Origin of the sequence: Vibrio gazogenes (assembly GCF_002196515.1) — a bacterium.
GTDB lineage: Bacteria > Pseudomonadota > Gammaproteobacteria > Enterobacterales > Vibrionaceae > Vibrio > Vibrio gazogenes_A.
Genome location: NZ_CP018835.1, coordinates 1404277 through 1421983, shown reverse-complemented (window position 1 = coordinate 1421983; position 17707 = coordinate 1404277). Strand labels below are relative to the sequence as shown.

Annotated in this window: 14 protein-coding genes; 4 read left to right on the top strand and 10 right to left on the bottom strand. The window is 47.0% G+C overall.

Annotated features, from left to right (window positions below):
- Positions 1 to 3: 3 nt before the first annotated feature.
- From BSQ33_RS06540 to BSQ33_RS06515, 6 genes are read right to left on the bottom strand one after another with little or no spacing between them, the layout of a single operon-like run.
- Positions 4 to 960: a sugar kinase gene (locus tag BSQ33_RS06540; RefSeq protein WP_088133687.1), complete on the bottom strand. Its 957-nt coding sequence runs from the start codon at positions 958 to 960 to the stop codon at positions 4 to 6.
- A 3-nt stretch (positions 961 to 963) separates the two neighbouring features.
- Positions 964 to 2376 (bottom strand): glucuronate isomerase, encoded by a 1413-nt coding sequence (gene uxaC / locus BSQ33_RS06535; protein WP_088133686.1) that lies wholly within the window; start codon positions 2374 to 2376, stop codon positions 964 to 966.
- Positions 2376 to 3851, bottom strand: a complete 1476-nt coding sequence (locus tag BSQ33_RS06530; RefSeq protein WP_088133685.1) for a mannitol dehydrogenase family protein — start codon at positions 3849 to 3851, stop codon at positions 2376 to 2378. The genes uxaC and BSQ33_RS06530 overlap by 1 nt, the downstream gene beginning before the upstream one ends.
- Positions 3852 to 3863: 12 nt before the next feature.
- Positions 3864 to 6239 carry a TIM-barrel domain-containing protein gene (locus BSQ33_RS06525; protein WP_088133684.1) on the bottom strand — a complete coding sequence of 792 codons (2376 nt, stop codon included), beginning with the start codon at positions 6237 to 6239 and terminating at the stop codon, positions 3864 to 3866.
- 57 nt (positions 6240 to 6296) lie between these two features.
- A complete protein-coding gene (locus BSQ33_RS06520; RefSeq protein WP_088133683.1) occupies positions 6297 to 7598 on the bottom strand; it encodes a TRAP transporter large permease in 1302 nt (433 codons plus the stop codon).
- Between the two features lie 10 nt (positions 7599 to 7608).
- Entirely contained in the window at positions 7609 to 8136 is a 528-nt protein-coding gene (locus BSQ33_RS06515; protein WP_021019772.1) for a TRAP transporter small permease, read from the bottom strand.
- A 315-nt stretch (positions 8137 to 8451) separates the two neighbouring features.
- On the opposite strand from BSQ33_RS06515, the gene BSQ33_RS06510 reads away from it, so the two are divergent.
- The 4 genes from BSQ33_RS06510 (at position 8452) to BSQ33_RS06495 (ending at position 12551) form a co-directional block, all read left to right on the top strand.
- Positions 8452 to 9441, top strand: a complete 990-nt coding sequence (locus BSQ33_RS06510) for a TRAP transporter substrate-binding protein (RefSeq protein WP_021019773.1) — start codon at positions 8452 to 8454, stop codon at positions 9439 to 9441.
- 121 nt (positions 9442 to 9562) lie between these two features.
- A complete protein-coding gene (locus BSQ33_RS06505) occupies positions 9563 to 10333 on the top strand; it encodes an FCD domain-containing protein (protein ID WP_021019774.1) in 771 nt (256 codons plus the stop codon).
- A gap of 80 nt (positions 10334 to 10413) precedes the next feature.
- Positions 10414 to 11604 (top strand): mannonate dehydratase, encoded by a 1191-nt coding sequence (uxuA, locus tag BSQ33_RS06500; RefSeq protein ID WP_088133682.1) that lies wholly within the window; start codon positions 10414 to 10416, stop codon positions 11602 to 11604.
- Between the two features lie 146 nt (positions 11605 to 11750).
- Positions 11751 to 12551 (top strand): glycosyl hydrolase 2 galactose-binding domain-containing protein, encoded by an 801-nt coding sequence (locus BSQ33_RS06495; RefSeq protein ID WP_088133681.1) that lies wholly within the window; start codon positions 11751 to 11753, stop codon positions 12549 to 12551.
- A 125-nt stretch (positions 12552 to 12676) separates the two neighbouring features.
- On the opposite strand, the gene BSQ33_RS06490 is transcribed toward BSQ33_RS06495, so the two are convergent.
- The 4 genes from BSQ33_RS06490 to argR all read right to left on the bottom strand — a co-directional run bounded on the left by BSQ33_RS06490 (position 12677) and on the right by argR (position 17701).
- Positions 12677 to 13117, bottom strand: a complete 441-nt coding sequence (locus BSQ33_RS06490) for a universal stress protein (protein WP_021019777.1) — start codon at positions 13115 to 13117, stop codon at positions 12677 to 12679.
- A gap of 73 nt (positions 13118 to 13190) precedes the next feature.
- Positions 13191 to 15743: a TRAP transporter permease gene (locus tag BSQ33_RS06485; RefSeq protein ID WP_088133680.1), complete on the bottom strand. Its 2553-nt coding sequence runs from the start codon at positions 15741 to 15743 to the stop codon at positions 13191 to 13193.
- A gap of 178 nt (positions 15744 to 15921) precedes the next feature.
- Complete coding sequence (locus BSQ33_RS06480; RefSeq protein WP_021019779.1) at positions 15922 to 16893, bottom strand: TAXI family TRAP transporter solute-binding subunit; 972 nt, start codon at positions 16891 to 16893, stop codon at positions 15922 to 15924.
- Positions 16894 to 17230: 337 nt separating this feature from the next.
- Positions 17231 to 17701 (bottom strand): transcriptional regulator ArgR, encoded by a 471-nt coding sequence (gene argR / locus BSQ33_RS06475; RefSeq protein ID WP_021019780.1) that lies wholly within the window; start codon positions 17699 to 17701, stop codon positions 17231 to 17233.
- Positions 17702 to 17707: the final 6 nt, after the last annotated feature.

Sequence of the window (17707 nt, the reverse complement as noted above, 5' to 3'; positions counted from 1 at the left end):
TCCTTATTGAGAGAGTAGCGCAGCCTGAGTATAGATAGGATCGATAATCGCACCGCGATGTTGAATGACTATCCCTGCGAGTTGATTACCGCGTTGGCACGAGGCTATCAGTCCGTATCCGGCTAAATAGGCAGACAAAAAACCGCCATTGAATGAGTCACCGGCCGAGGTCGTATCGATAACCTGTGTAACAGGCGTCGTGGGCACGGTGTGAGCCGATGTATCATCCCCCTGAACGAGACATCCATCCGCCCCTATTTTAACGACGCAGCGCTGTACCCCGAGTTTTTTCAAGCGATTCAGCGTGTGTGTTGGTGTGGGATCGCCCCACAGTTGTTGTTCATCATCAAACGTCACCAAGGCTAGATCGGTGAGCCGATACATGGCCTCGTAGATCGTTTTCACGGTGACGTGATGATCATCGGGCCAAAGTGCCGGACGGAAATTGCTGTCAAATGCGATTTCCACGCCTTGTTGACGCAATTTTGCCAATAGGTTGAGCAGTTCCATTCGATCTGGCTCGGGTAAGATGGCGAGAGTAATACCACTGAGGAATACCATATCGACATCGTTCAACGCTGCTTTGATCTGATGAATATTCGGATGTTGCATCAAATAGCGCGCTGCCGATTGGTTACGCCAGTACAAGAATGTACGTTCACCCTGCTCATCGAGCTGGATTAAATACAACCCCGGAGAGCGCTGTTCATCACGTAATACCAATTCGGTATCGAGTCCTTCCTGGTGCCAACGCGAGATCATACCCTGACTAAGCGGATCGTGCCCCAAAGCCGTGACGTAGGAGACTTTTATCCCCCCCGGCTCGGCATTGGCAGCGCAACCGCGGCAAAGATAAACGGCTGCGTTGAGGGTATCACCGCCAAACGTTTGTTGCATCGGGCCGAATGGTTTGCCATTCAGCTCAATCATACATTCACCGATAATGGCGATATGTTTCATCAGTTAATTCCTCTGCTCAAAATAGCGTTGCGCATTGCCGAAACAGATATTCTCAACCATTGGACCGAGCAGTGAGAAGTCGTTGGGCACTTCACCGTTTTCAACCCAGCGCCCTAGCATATTGCACAGAATCCGGCGGAAATACTCGTGACGAGTGTAAGAGAGAAAGCTACGAGAGTCGGTCAGCATCCCGACGAACTGGCTGAGCAAACCAAGCTGTGACAGTTGCTCGATTTGACGCTGCATGCCATCTTTCTGATCGTTAAACCACCATCCGGATCCAAACTGAACTTTGCCGGCAATACCGCCACCCTGGAAGTTACCGATCATGGTTGCCATCATTTCGTTATCTCTGGGGTTGAGGCAATACAAAATGGTCCGGGGCAATGCATTGGTTTTATCCATCTCATCTAAGAGGTGAGCCAGTTCAAAAGCAAATGGTCGATCCCCGATCGAATCAAAACCGGTGTCCGGGCCAAGTTGGGCGAACATGCGGCTATTGTTGTTTCGCTGGGCGCCAATATGGAGCTGCATTACCCAACCCAGTTTGGCATAGCGTTGACCAAGCCAGACCTGTACCGCAGTTGAAAATTGGGCGCATTCCAGCTCAGAAAGCGTCTCGCCATTGAAACGACGTGCTAGCAGGGCATCGAGGGTTTTGTCATCCGGAATCGGTGCATAGCGGACAATCTCGATCCCGTGGTCTGCTGCGCGACAGCCGTGGGCATCGAAATGAGCCAGACGCTTATCGAGTGCACTTAATAAATCACTGAAGCGTTCAATATTGATATCAGCGACCTTGGCCAACTGTTGTACATAGTCAGAAAAGCCATCAAGTTCAATCTTGAAAACTTTGTCCGGGCGCCAGCTTGGGAGGACGGCAATGTCGAAACTGTCATCTTGAGCGATAGCTTGGTGGTGTTCGAGCGAATCCATTGGATCATCCGTGGTTCCGGCCATGACGACGTTCATCTGTTGCATGATCCCACGGGCCGAGTAGTCGGGAGTGGCTAATAACGTTTTGCATTGCTCCCAGATAGCATCAGCGGTTTGTGGCCCCAATAAGGTATTGGTGATACCGAACGGGCGACGCAGTTCGAGGTGGGTCCAGTGATATAAAGGATTTCCTAACGTTTGTGGAACCGTCTGTGCCCAAGCGAGATACTTGTCGTAGTCGCTGGCATTCCCGGTGATCTGCTGCTCAGATACACCCGCTGAGCGCATGGCTCGCCATTTGTAGTGATCCCCCGCCAGCCAGATTTGAGTCAGGTTTTCAAAGTGACGATCATTGGCGATATCTGCCGGACTCAGGTGACAGTGATAATCATAGATGGGTTGATGACAGGCATATTCGTGGTACAGACGACGTGCTGTCTCTGTTTCCAGTAGAAAGTCTTCATCCATAAAGTTTTTCATTATTTTTCTCCTGACAGCGCGGCGACCGTTGCGCGGGCGCCGTTATCCAATAACGATTGATAGGCACGGCTGACAGCCTCAATCACTTGTGGGTTTTGGCCCAGTTCACGAGAGAAAATCGCTTCTACACCGAGTAACGCCGGCACGACTGAGACGTTGAGGCCGTGTTGATCACAGATGTCACGCAACTGTTTTGCCATCGGATCGCGCACATCAATCTCGTTTCCCGCTTCATCGACACCCGAGACATAACGCATCCAGCCGGCAATGCCAGTTGCAATCCACGAAAAATCACTGCCATGCGTCAGGTGGTAGGCTAGGCTGCGTCCCATCCGCTGGGGGATTTTCTGACTGCCGTCCATCGCGATTTGCCAGGTGCGATGTTTCAAACTCGGGTTGGTGAAACGCTCGATCAATTGTGTGGCATAGGCTTGTAGATTTGTCCCTTCCGGCATATTGAGTGAGGGTGCCTGCGCCTTCATCATCATATCGAACGCTGCTTGTCGGTAACCCGCATCCGTCATGGTGTCAGAGATATGCTCGTAGCCACCGAGGTAGCCAAGATAAGCGAGAAACGAATGACTACCATTGAGCATTCTCAGCTTCATCTCTTCATAGGGGACGACATTGTCGACAAACTCTGCGCCAGCCACATCCCATTCGGGACGTCCGGCGACGAAATTATCTTCGATGACCCACTGACTGAACGGTTCACAGGCAATGGCACATGGATCGTGGCAACCCAGTAAGGTTGCAATTTCATCGAGCGTATCAGGCGTTGCCGCCGGTACAATGCGATCAACCATGGTACAAGGGAAAGTGACATGCTCTTCAATCCAGAGGCGCAGCTGTGGATCAAGCTGTTGGGCAAATTCAAGTATCGCCGCTCTGGCCACATGCCCGTTTTCCTGAATATTATCGCATGACATGACCGTAAAGGGTTGTAAGCCACGGTCACGGCGTCGTTTCAATGCTTCAACGATATAGCCCAGCGCTGATTTTGGGGACTCGGGGGTTTGTAGATCTTGCTGAATGAGGGAATGATTCAGATCAAGCTGGCCGGTTGCCGGATCGACGCAGTAGCCTTTTTCGGTGATCGTCATCGAGACGATTGCCACTTGAGGTTCTGCCATTTTCTCCAGTACGGCTTGAATACTGTCCAGTTTCGGGTGGCATGATTCTGTCACCGAACCGATAACTTTGACGGCTGTTTCCTGTGCGCCTTTTTCGACCACGGTGTAACAGTGATCCTGATGACGCAGCGCGGTGATCAAGTCTTCACTGGTAAATAGACTGACTTCGCAAATCCCCCAGTCACTGGCGGTTTTTTGTAACAGTTCATGGGTAAACAGTGCCTGGTGTGCGCGATGGAAGGCACCGAATCCTAAGTGAACCATTCTGGTGACCAGACGGCTTCGATCATATTCTGGTAAAGATACGCCAGAATTCAGTTGTGTATTTGCAATTGTATTCATATTGCTCTCTTCTCAGATTGAAATGCGATGATGGTTCTCGGCCGGTTGACCGTTGACGATAAGTTGCCGGTTTTCTGTTATCGGGAGGCGAATCTCGACACTATCGTAATCAGGAGCAAAGTCACCAGACTTCGAGACAGAGACCTGAACTGTTTTGGCATCGCTCGTAACTGTCACGGCCAGTTCTAAATAGTGACCGTCCTGATAGGCATAACTTTCACCGTCATCGTCAAAAATAGTTTGAGAAAAATGATGGCAGCCCTGAGCCGGGAAAATCAGAATGACACGTTGGTTGTCATGCTGCGTGTTGGGGACACCTGCTTGCGGATTGAGAGGCAATGCACAGCCAGCTTTAACCAGAAGCGGCAGTGTTTCTAATGCAGCCGGTCGCGTGATGGTTTGACCGGCACTAAACCATTGGTGCGTATAGAAGTCATACCATCCCACGGTATTTTCCGGGAGATAAACATCACGCTGACGTTGATTCGGCTCAACGACAGAGGCAACCAGCAGTGATTGACCCAGCATGAAGTCATCATTTTCTAACCAAGTGTTGGCATCATGTTCATGATCGAGGAACGTCGGACGGAGCATTGGTTCATGGGCATGGTGAGCCAGCCAAAGCGCATCATAGAGATAGGGCATCAATTGGTAACGCAGCGCGATCGCTTTGCGGATAATCGGCGTGACTTCGGGATACATCCACGGCTCATTGACCGTCCCATCATCATTCCATGAATGAATGGTAAAACGTGGGTGCATGACGCCGTTTTGAACCCAGCGAACAAAGAGTTCCGGATCGGGTTTATCACCGGAGAATCCCCCGACATCATGTCCGAGGTTATACAAGCCCGATAAACTCATCCCCAAGCCCATTTTGATGTTGTATTTCAGGCTGGTCCAATTGGTTCGGTTGTCACCACTCCAAGTCTGCACGTATCGGTTCATGCCGGGACAGCCTGAACGGGAGATCAGGTAAGGGCGTAATTGCGGTGCGAATTCTCGTTGCGCGTGGTAAGACGCTTTCATCATCAGGAGTGGCTGTAATGGTCTGATTAAACCGACAGGAATCGCGTCGCCGAATCCGTAACAGCGCGCCTCGCGGTCCCATATTTCGTATTCATTATTGTCGTTCCAAGTTGCGTCGATGCCTTTTTCAAGCAACTGCGTTGTGACATTACTTTTCCACCAGTCCACAGTTTTCGGATTGGTAAAATCGAGGTGAGAGCCATCGGCATCCCAGAAGACGGAGATTTCAGGACTGTCACTTTCTGAATCCTGAATAAACAACTCCTGTTGTTTGACGGATTGATACATCGGGTGATCATGCAGTAAACAGGGCTTGATATTGGCTGCGAGCTTCATACCATGCTGGTGGAAATGATCTGACATGGCCGTTGGGTTGGGCACTTTGTCGTCATTCCAGTTAAACACATAACGTTTATCGCCAATCGAAGTGTACCCAGATGAGAGTTGGAAAGAGTCACACGGGATTTGATGGCTGTCGCACTGATCAACGAAACTCTCCAGCAGTTCTTGCGCATTGGGTTCATCGGTATAACGCATTGTCGAACCGCTATAACCTAAGCTCCATTTCGGGCCGAAGATTGTGCCACCGGTTAATTTGACGAACGCGCGGGTTACATCAATGACTTGAGGGCCAAGGATAAAATAGAAATCCAGATCGCCGTCTTCAGCGCGATAACTGCGATATTTGACGTGATAGTTATCGAGCTCATTCCCCAAGTCGAACCAGCAACTGGCAAGGTTATCGTAGAACAAACCATAACTGACATTGTGTGGTGTTCGGGTAATGTAGAACGGGATGTGTTTATAGAGCGGGTCGGTTGAGCTGGCATTGTATCCCATGGCGTCGAGATTGCGCATTTCGAAGCGACGGCCTTCACGATTGAGGTTTCCGGTCTTTTCTCCGAGCCCAAAGTAATACTCGTCATCGCCCCGATGCATGAAGTGGGCAACCCCTTCCGAACGTGTGGCGAGTTGAATTGCACCCGTTTTACGATCATGGGCGAGGGGATGCCAGTTACCTTGGGAACGATGCTGCCAGTGCAGTTGCAAAGGCTGTGTGATCGTCAGCTTAAGACGCTCAGTGGCTATTTCAACCACATCATCATCATGCTTTAACTGATAATCGGGCAGTGAATAGCCTTGTGTTGAGGTTCTTGCCCGGCCATGCCAGTCAATATCATCGGCTGACGGTGATACTGTCCAGGTTCTGTCGAGGCGCAAGCTTTCGTTTTTCTTGACTAACACCCGGAAGATGTCTTGTTCGAGGACAAATACATGTAGTGTATGTTTCGCATCACAGCGAAGAATCACTTCGTTACCCCGAGCTGAATCCCATTCCCAATGTTTTAATGTTTTCATGATTTAATCCTTACATTGGGGTGTACCTTTCGGACACCCCTAAGCATACAAGCGAGATTAATAGCCGAGGAAGGCTTGAGGCAGTGCTAAGCTGATTTCCGGAATATAGGTAACGAGCATCAGCGCGAGAACTAAGACTGCATAGAATGGCAGTAACGGTTTGATGACTTTATCTATTTTTACTTTACCCACGGAGCAACCAATGAATAGTGCACTGCCGACCGGTGGTGTACAGATACCGATGCAGAGGTTAAATGTCATCATGATCCCGAAGTGAACCGGATCCATGCCCAGATCCATCGCAATCGGCAAAAAGATCGGCGTGAAAATCAGCAGAGCCGGTGTCATATCCATGAAGATTCCCACAATTAACAGAATCAGGTTAATGATGAGAAGTACAACCAACGGATTCTCAGATACATTCATTAATGCATCACTGATCATGTAAGGAATATCAGCATTGGCCATCGCCCAAGACATGCCCATCGATGCACCGATCAGCAACAGTACGATCGATGTGGTGATGACTGACTCTAGAATAATCCCGGGGAGCTGTCTGATGGAGACTTCACGATAAAACACCACGGCCAGCATTAAGGTATAAACCACAGCGATTGCAGAGGCTTCGGTTGCGGTAAAAATCCCTCCGATGATGCCTCCCATGATGATGATGATAAGACTAAGGCTGGGTAATGCATCTAATGTTCTTTTCAGTACCATTTGAGCGGTGGGTTTTTCGGAGACCGCGTAGTGACGTTTTTTGGCGATAATCGCAGCGACGATCATCAAGCTCAATCCCATGAGCAGGCCGGGAATATAACCTGCGAGGAACAGTGCACCAATCGATGTCCCGCCAGAAATTAATGAGTAGACGATAAACGTGTTACTGGGCGGAATCAGTAATCCGGTCGGGCAAGAGGTAATGTTGACTGCCGCAGAGTAGGCCGGATCGTAACCTTCTTTCTTTTGCAGGGGAGACATTGTGCCCCCCACTGCCGCTGCGGATGCAACGGCCGAGCCTGAAATCGAACCAAACATCATATTTGCGAGTACATTGACGTGCGCTAGTGAGCCGGGTAACTGGCCACCCAGTACTTTGGCAAAATTAATCAGGCGTAGGGCGATCCCCCCCTGATTCATGATATTCCCCGCAAGAATAAAGAAGGGAATGGCGAGCAGGGAAAAGCTATCAAGACCCGATGCCAGTTTCTGTGAAATAACCGTAATGGCGGCATCAAAAGGGAGTGACAGCATCACCGTCAACAGTGATGAGATTGCGATACCAAATGAGATTGGTACACCTAATCCTAAGAAAATAAAGAAGGTACCAAACAGAACAATAATAATTTGCCAATCCATGAGTCAGTTCCTATTTCAATTGGTTAGCCACAGAATCCACTTTATGTGATTTAGTGCACATCAGGGTTCTCAGGTTGGTCAAAAAGTCAGTGGATAGATAAATCAACATGAATATGCCACTGAGGGGAATTGCTGCATAAACATATCCCATCTGGATGCTAAGAGCCGGAGATATCTGACCGGTTGCAAGGACATGCAGCATGAGTTTACCTCCGCCATAAACCATGATCACGCTGGCAAACAGGAGACTGATTACATTCACAACAAGATGTAGAATACTGAGTTTAGCCGGTTTGTTCTCTAGAATTTGTTCAAGTAATTCAATGGCTAAATGGCGCTTCTGCCCCAATGTATATGCTGCACCCATCAGGCCTACCCATATAAAAAGAAAGCGGGCGAGTTCGTCTGTTGTTGTACTGGGGGTATTCAACACATACCGAGAGAAAACTTGCCAGACGACGCAAATAACGAGGACGCTGGATAACCCGATGCAGAATATCGATAGTCCTCGATTAATGACGCCTATTAACTTGTCCATAATAACTCCTGGTAAACCAATTTTTGTTATATAAGCATGTAGGGGGTAAATTATTTCCTTAAAATCGCTTGGCATTAGAGCATGTCACACAGAAACAGCCTGTGATCGAACTCTCATTAACATTTGGTCTGAACAGTTGGGGGTGTTTTTTATGAAGTTGGTCAACCAATTGAAAGTTTTTGATTGAAATTGGTCTGCATTGACAGCTAATTTAATAGTGACCTACTAGAGATGAGACAAATGAGGCATGGATTGCTCATCCGATAATCTGAAAGATAACGCATGAAAACAACATCACTCTAAATGGAGAATATTATGCGGTTGAATAAAAAAACGCTGTCTACCCTGATGGCTTGTGTGGCGGCAGCTTCAATTTCTTTTACAGCATCAGCGACCACCATTTTAAAGTTGAGCCATAACCAAGACAGAAATCACCCTGTTCACAAGTCAATGAAATATATGGCAGACAAAGTGAAAGAGTATACGCACGGTGAGGTAAAAATTCGTATTTACCCGAATGGCCAGTTAGGGACGCAGCGTGAGTCGATGGAATTGCTGCAAAATGGCGCTTTGGATATCGCAAAATCAAATGCGAGTGAACTGGAGTCGTTTGAACCCGCTTACGGTGCATTTAACATTCCTTATATTTTCCATGACCGCGACCACTTTTACCGCGTGATGACGGGTAAGGTCGGGGACGATATTTTAAATGCATCCAAAGGAAAAGGCTTCATTGGTTTAACTTATTATGATGGTGGTGCCCGTAGCTTCTATGCGAAGAAACCGATCAAGTCACCGGCTGATCTGAAAGGTATGAAAATTCGTGTACAACCAAGTCCTACCGCCGTCAATATGATCAAACTGATGGGTGGGTCACCAACACCACTGGCTTATGGTGAATTGTACACAGCACTGCAACAAGGTGTGGTCGATGGTGCCGAGAACAACGAAACGGCGTTAACTAACTCTCGTCACGGCGAAGTCGCAAAATTCTTCAGTATGGATGAACATACGATGATTCCTGATGTACTTGTTATCAGTGAAGATTCTTGGAATAAGCTGACACCCGATCAACAAGTTGCTGTTCGTAAAGCTGCGAAAGAGTCCATGATGTATCACAAAGATCTTTGGACCAAAATGATTGCAGAAGCACAAGAAAAAGCCAAATCAGCGATGGGCGTTTCTTTCGTGAAGGTTGAGAAACAGCCGTTTATCGATGCGGTCAAACCTATGCATGATAAAGCACTGAATAACAAAGCAATTTCAAAATATGTAAAAGAAATTGATGCGTTGGCATCAAATTAAGACATGTCATTAAAGGTTGACCAATGTATCTTGGTCAACCAATTTTCAGGGACGATGTCGTAGCATGATGATCCAACAATCCCGTCCCCCCAGACTAACGGTCGTAACTAAGTGAGATCATATGGGTATTCAAACAAACTTGAGTGTTCGTGTTGATATGACTCATCCACAGCGCCTTTATCAAAAAATAGGCCTTGGATTGCAAAAACGGATTACATCCGGGGAGTTTGGTCTCGGTGATCGACTGCCGCCTGAACGAGAGATCGCAGAGGAACTTGATGTGAGTCGTTCCGTCGTTCGGGAAGCCATTATCATGTTAGAGCTGCAAGGGTTTGTTGAGGTTCGCAAAGGATCGGGGGTTTATGTCATTAAACTGCCGGACACACGACAAGAAGAGCAGGAGCCTGAGTTAAATCGCAGTAGCGATGTCGGCCCGTTTGAATTGTTACAAGCACGGCAAGTATTAGAAAGCCAGATTGCGAGCTTTTCTGCATTGAACGTCACGAAGAATGAGATCTCTCGTCTTCGATACTATTTGGATCAAGAGCGTATCAATCTGGAAAATAATACCGAGGATTACGAATATGATCGGCTCTTCCATCTGACGATCGCTGAAGCCTCTCAAAATAGTGTCTTGAGTGACATCATTCATGACTTGTGGGAGCGACGCAATGATAGTCCGATGTGGCAACAACTGCATTCACGTATCAAGAGTAATACTTACCGTTGTCAGTGGTTAGAAGATCATGAGCGAATTTTATTGGCGTTGCAAAAGCGTGATCCGGACGGTGCCAGACAAGCGATGTGGCAGCATATCGAAAATGTGAAGCAGACGCTGTTTAAATTATCCGACATGGATGATCCACTATTTGATGGTTATCTATTTCGCTAACTTTCTGAATCGAGCCATGTCGCAACATGCAGTATGGTTCCACAATGAATCATTATAAAACGAATAACTAGGAAACAATTATGGAACAAACTTGGCGTTGGTACGGCCCAAGCGATCCTGTGTCTTTAGATGATATAAAACAAGCAGGCGCGACGGGAATTGTAACCGCATTGCATCATATTCCGAATGGTGAAGTATGGGGCAAAGATGAAATTCTCAAACGCAAAACGCTGCTGGAAGAGAAAGGTTTTAATTGGTCCGTTGTCGAAAGTGTTCCGGTACATGAAGAGATTAAGACGCGCACCGGTCACTATGCGCAATGGATTGAAAATTACAAACAGTCACTGATCAATCTGGCGGAATGCGGCATTGATACCGTGTGTTATAACTTTATGCCGGTACTTGATTGGACGCGTACCGATCTGGAATATCAGTTACCTGACGGTTCTAAAGCACTGCGTTTTGATCAGATTGAATTTGCAGCATTTGAACTGTTTATTCTCAAACGGCCGAATGCAGCGGCCGATTACACCGCCGAGGAACAAGCACAAGCGAAAGCCTGTTTCGAGCAGATGTCTCAGGCACAAGTTGACAAGTTAACCGCCAATATTATTGCCGGTTTACCCGGTGCAGAAGAAGGCTATACGTTAGAAGAGTTTCAGGCGCGTCTTGATACGTATCAGAACATTGATAAAGAAAAACTGCGCGAACATATGGTGTTATTCCTACAAGAGTTGATGCCTGTGTGTGAGCAATACGGCCTTAAATTAGCTGTTCACCCTGATGATCCTCCGCGTCCGATTCTTGGTTTACCTCGGATCGTGTCAACCATTGAAGATATCGAAGCGCTGACGACCGCGGTACCAAGTCTGATGAATGGTATTACCATGTGTACCGGCTCTTATGGGGTGCGCGGGGACAATGATTTGGTGCGGATGATAGAAACCTATGGTGACCGCATTTACTTCACTCACTTACGTTCGACCTTGCGCGAAGAAGGCAATTCCATGAGTTTTCATGAAGCCGCGCATTTAGAGGGTGATGTGGATATGTACAATGTGATTCATGCGTTGCTTAAAGAAGAGCACCGACGTGAAACGCAAGGAGATATGCGTCGCATTCCGATGCGTCCGGATCACGGGCATCAGATGATTGATGATCTGAGAAAGCAAACCAATCCGGGCTATTCCTGTATAGGGCGTTTGAAAGGTCTGGCTGAGATTCGGGGTGTTGAACTTGCTTTGAAACGGGCATTCTACACCAGTAAGTAAATGATTTATCTATACCTAGTTACGTTCTTTGCTGTTGATTGACTTAGCCGCTATTCAGCGGCTTTTTTTATGCGTGACATTTGATTTTTCCCAAATGGTCGTTAATCTGGGATAATGTAAAATTGATCGAGAACAAGTTGTGACATATGAAATATTCATTGGCAGGTTATTGGCAGCTTTCTCCGCTGACTGATCTCACTGTTCCTCAGGATGATATCTGTTTTCCCGCGCCATTGAGCGAAATTCTCCCTGTCACGCTTTCTGAAACAGAGATTGCAGCACAGGAATGGCACCTCATGCACGATATTGAAGTCGATGATGCGTTGCTGGGTTATGCGGGGATCGATCTCGTTTTAGAAGGGATCGACCACTATGCCGAGATCCGTCTCAATGGTGTTGCGCTGTTTGATTGTGACGGATTCTCATCGATATATCGTAAAGATATTCGACCATTACTTCAGCCCGGCCGGAATCGGTTTGAGATTCTCTTTCTTGAACCCGATGATGAGCCATTGGTTGATGTCGAGCAGCACCCACTCTGCTTTCTGGGAAAAGAGCAGGTTCGTCATTATGACTCACGCGTCGGTATCTGGAGAGAACCTTATCTGCAATGTATCCGCCATGTCCGGTTGACGCATTTGGCCACGGAGCAAGTATGGCATCATGGTGGGGGATGTGAGCTGTTAGTGCATGTTTATTTTGACATGTTAAAGCCGGGATTGGTCTCTGCGGTGATTAAATTTGATGGGATGAGTTATCAGATCCCCATCGATATGAGAAGTGATCAGGCAAGTGCGGTCTTTCAGGTGGATGCCCCCCGTTATTTTGATCCTAGCCACCCGGATCCTCAGGATTTGTATGTCTTAACCGTTCAACTGGACGGGCAGGAAGAAAGTTGTCAGATTGGTTTGAGTGAAGGCATTTGTGTGACTCATTTTCCGCTTTGATAATGACATAGCGGTGTCGAATCAATTGCAGCGCTGTTCAAGCTGACGATAAAAAACACAAAAGGTGCAGATTTACAATCTGCACCTTTTTCGTGTTGTTTTGAGTATGACTCAGGTTGTTGAGGTTAGAACTCTTGAGGTTTGACAACCAGCACATGAATCGGGGAACTCTGTACGACTTTGCTGGCGACTGAGCCTAATACCACTTTATCAATTTTGGAGCGTTTGTGGCTTGGCATGATAATGAGGTCACTGCCCAGTTTCTCGGCATAATCCAAAATGGTGCTATAAGGTTTACCCTCAGCAATGTGGAGGTGATAGACCACTTCCTCATCGATATGCGCTTCTGCGAAAGCTTTGAGTTGTGCTTTGACATCCGCTTTCATGTTGGCTGCCGCATCTTTAGGGAAATAGGTCGAAACCATGGACATGTGAATACCAGGCAAAACATTGAGCAGATGTATTTCAGCATTTGAATGTTTTGCATGCCAGACAGCGATTTCTACCGCTTTATCGGCAAAGCCTTGTTCATTTAAATCAACAGGTACAAGAATATGTTTGTACATGGGTATATAACCTCTCTAGCCAGAATCGGAGCCATTATATGCCTGATTGGAATCAGGCATATTGATGTGGCATCTATTTTGATGATCTTATCCGGCGTTTTTGATTCCAGATTAATAATAACGTAAGGAATAATGCCGGAATAAATACCCACTCTTTCATTGGGCGCTCAGATTCGACAATGATAGAGTCAATTTTCCAATCAAAATCAATGCCGGAGGCTTCTGCCGGACTACCGAATTCAACCATATCGACGATCATATCTTGCCCTTTTTCGGTCAGCATCAAACCCATAGAACTGACTCTCTCTGCGGCTGTCTTGGCGCGCTCATCGAATGGCAGCCGAACCGTTTTCGTCACATGTTCGCCATTCATTTTGTCGCCGGAGACGACCAGTTCCAATGCTTCACCCGGATGAAGTTGTTCCGTAACCTGATAAATATCGGTTCCCGGATAGAGTTCATGCTCAGGATAGATCATGTCCCACCAGAATCCGGGACGGAAGAATGTGAAGGTTAGCGCGAGGAGTAAGACGGTTTCCCACCATTTATTTTTCGTAAACCACCATCCCTGCGTGGCAGCAGAGAACAGTAACATCGCAGTAATGGCCGAGAAAATGGTTAGCATTAAATGCCACCAAGTATCGATACCAATCAGCAACAGTTGGGTATTGAATACAAACATGAACGGTAGAATGGCTGTGCGAATATCATAGGTAAAGCCTTGAATACCAGTTCGAATCGGGTCTGATTTAGCAATTGCAGCAGCTGCAAAAGCCGCGAGACCCACAGGGGGCGTATCGTCTGCCAGAATACCGAAATAGAACACAAACAAGTGCACTGCGATGAGTGGGATGATCAGACCATGCTGTGCCCCGAGCGTGACGATCACCGGCGCCATCAGCGTAGAAACAACAATATAGTTTGCCGTGGTTGGTAGCCCCATTCCCAGTATCAAGCTGATCACCGCGGTAAAGATCAACATCATGATCACACTGCCGCCAGAGATGAATTCGACAAAGTCAGTCATCACCAAACCGATCCCTGTCAAGGTAACCACACCGACCACTGTCCCTGCGGCAGCTGTCGCGACCCCGATACCGATCATATTACGCGCACCGGACGCCAAGCTTTCAAAGAAATCATTCAAGCCGACTTTTGCCTGTGCAGCAATGTCACCGGAGCGATTCATGAAAGCCATTAACGGGCGTTGGGTCAGCAAAATAAAGATCATGAAGACGGTTGCCCAGAAGGCAGATAATCCCGGAGAAAAACGTTCAACGGTCAAACACCAGACCAATACAACAATCGGTAGCAGGAAGTGCAGACCTGATTTCAGCGTTGGTCCCGGATCTGGCACTTCACGCAAGTCCTCATCAATATCCATGGTCTGTCCGGCATAGCGGGAGGAGATTTTGACCAAACCAATATAGGATGCCAGAAGGAGCAAGGTAACGATCGGTGTTGCTGCTGAGCCAAAGGCTGCTTTTGTCCAACCCACGCCGTAATAGACGATAGCACTGATTGCACCGAGCACCAGAATGGTACCGGTAAAAGATAAAATGCTCTGTAGTAGTGTGACCGTTTTGCGACGCGGCAGTCCTTCCATGCCCGCTTTACAGGCTTCGAGATGAACAATATAAATCAACGCGATATAAGAGATGATCGCAGGCAGTGCTGCGGCTTTGATCACTTCAACATAAGAAATACCGACATATTCGACCATCAGGAAAGCGGCTGCACCCATGATTGGTGGTGTCAGCTGACCATTGGTGGATGCGGCAACTTCTACGGCACCGGCTTTGGTGCCCGGAAAGCCGACTCGCTTCATCAACGGAATGGTAAATGTGCCGGTTGTCACCACGTTTGCAATCGAAGAACCGGAGACTAAGCCGGATAATCCGGACGCAACAACCGCGGCTTTAGCCGGACCGCCTCGCATGTGACCCAGTAATGAGAACGCAACTTTAATGAAATAAGCACCTGCACCGGCTCTTTCCAGCATCGCACCGAACAGAACAAACAGAAAAACAAACGAGGTTGAGACGCCTAAAGCAACCCCGAAGACCCCTTCCGTCGTCAGCCAGAGGTGAGACATCGCTTTACTTAGGCTCGCGCCTTTGTGCGCAATGACATCCGGCATATATGGCCCGGCGAAGGTATACGCGAGAAATACCATCGCAACCATCATCAATGGTGGACCTAAAGCTCGGCGTGTCGCTTCGAGGAGTAATACCATACCGATAACCGAGACCACAATGTCAACAGTTGTCGGAGCGCCTGAGCGTCCTGCCAAAGCTTCATAAAATAGATAAATATAAGCAGCGGAGAAGCTACCGAGTAATGCCAGTATCCAGTCCATCAGGGGAATATGATCCCGAGAAGAATTCTTCATGGCCGGATACGCTGTGAATGCAAGGAATATTGCAAACATCAGATGAATGGAACGAGCCTGTGTGTCGTTGAGAACGCCAAAATTAAAAATGAATGGTAGCGGTGAGGCATACCAAAGTTGGAATAATGACCAACAGACCGGAACAACCCAGAGAATCCGGCCTGCAAAGCCCTTGGGATTCCGAGCACCTGTATCTGCCTGTGCCACCATATCCTGTACATTTGCTTGCGTCATGTACGTTATCCTTATTATTGATGGTCTAATGATGAAGTTACATCATGGCTTTCCTATCTACGGAAAGTCAGAAAAGATATTGCGAAATTAAAATGAGTGATTTATGCAATACCAAAATACAAAATGAGGAGGCGCTGGCCTCCTCATGATTTATCAAAGCGTTAGCCTGAGGAGGTTCTTATTTGAGTAAGCCAACTTCTTTATAATATTTGACTGCACCCGGATGGAGCGGAATGGAGATCCCTGCTTTCACCATGTCTTCTTTTTTCAGGTGCGCAAATGCCGGATGAAGTCTCTTGAACGTGTCAAAGTTTTCAAACACAGCTTTGGCAACGTTATAAGCAACTTTGTCGGAGACATCCGCACTGGTGACCAGTGTGGCAGCTACACCGAAGCTTTTCACGTCCTGATCGGTTCCCCGATACATACCAGCGGGTACATTGGTATAAGTATAGTAAGGGTTTTCTGCAACGATCTTGTCAATTTCTGGGCCGGTTACAGGAATAAGTTTGGCATCACATGATGTTGTTGCCTCTTTGATAGAGCCATTCGGGTGACCAACAACGTAGATAAAGGCATCGATTTTGTTATCACACAGTGCTTGAGAACGCTCTGAACCTTTTAACTCTGAAGTGAGTTTAAAGCTGTCTTTCGTCCAACCCATTTTCTCCATGACCACCTGCATTGTGGCACGGTCACCGGAACCTGGGTTACCGATGTTGACTCGCTTACCTTTTAAGTCTTTGATATTGTTGATATGGGCGTCGGTACGGGCAATGACGTTAAATGGTTCTGTATGAAGAGAGAACATTGCACGTAGTTTTTTGTAAGGACCTTGTTCAGCGAATTTGCTAGTCCCGTTGTAGCCGTGATACTGCCAATCTGACTGGACGATGCCAAAATCAAGTTCACCGGAGCGAATTGTATTGACGTTATAAATCGATCCGCCAGTTGATTCAACGGAGCAACGAATATCGTGTTCCTTGCGATCTTTATTCACGAGTTTACAGATTGCGCCACCAGTTGGGTAATAGACACCAGTGACAGATCCTGTTCCTATCGTAATGAATTCTTGCGCACTGACGGCAGTGCTTGCACCGATGGCAGCAGCAGCAATCGCGCTAAGTTTCATAATTTTATTCAATACCATGAATATTCCTTCCTTTTTGCTTGTTGTCTCTCAGTGAATATAGACTGAAGAGTATTCCTATTGAAGAAACAGCAACTTTTCATATGACTCGAAAAGTGGGCCGATAATATCAAAAAATTGGCACAAAGCTGAAATATTGTTAATAAAAATTATACATATGACAGAAATATCAGAGAAAAATTTGGTGAGCAGTAATCGAATAGGTGAGTGGAATCAATAGCTTAAATATGAGTAAAATCAAACACTAGAGATGTTGAAGATGTGATGTGTATCACGTTAAATCATTCATTAAACAGAATATTATTCTTTTTATCACTAGTGTTTTGTGCTGCAAAAATTATCCGAAATATTCAAAAAGTTCGCACACAGAATGGTGTAACTCTTCAACGGAAATTTGACGGGTTGGGGTAATGAAGATGGTATCATCACCGGCAACAACACCGAGAATGCCTTCTGACTTACCAAGTGAATCCAATAGGCGAGCAATAAGCTGTGCGGCACCGGGGCCAGTGTGAATCACCACTAAGGCTGGGTTATAATCGATATCAAGAACAAGCTCTCGTAAAGAACTTGAAACAGTAGGAACCCCCAATTCAGCAGGAAGACAGTACACCATTTCCATTTTGGCATTGCGCGTCCGGACGGCACCGAATTTGGTTAGCATCCGAGAGACTTTGGATTGGTTGATATTCTCAAATCCTTCGCTGCGTAGGGCTTCGACAATATCACTTTGAGAGCCAAAACGTTCTTCTTTCAGCAATGCTTTAAATGAGCGGACTAACAGATCTTGTTTATCTACGTTTTTCATAATTTA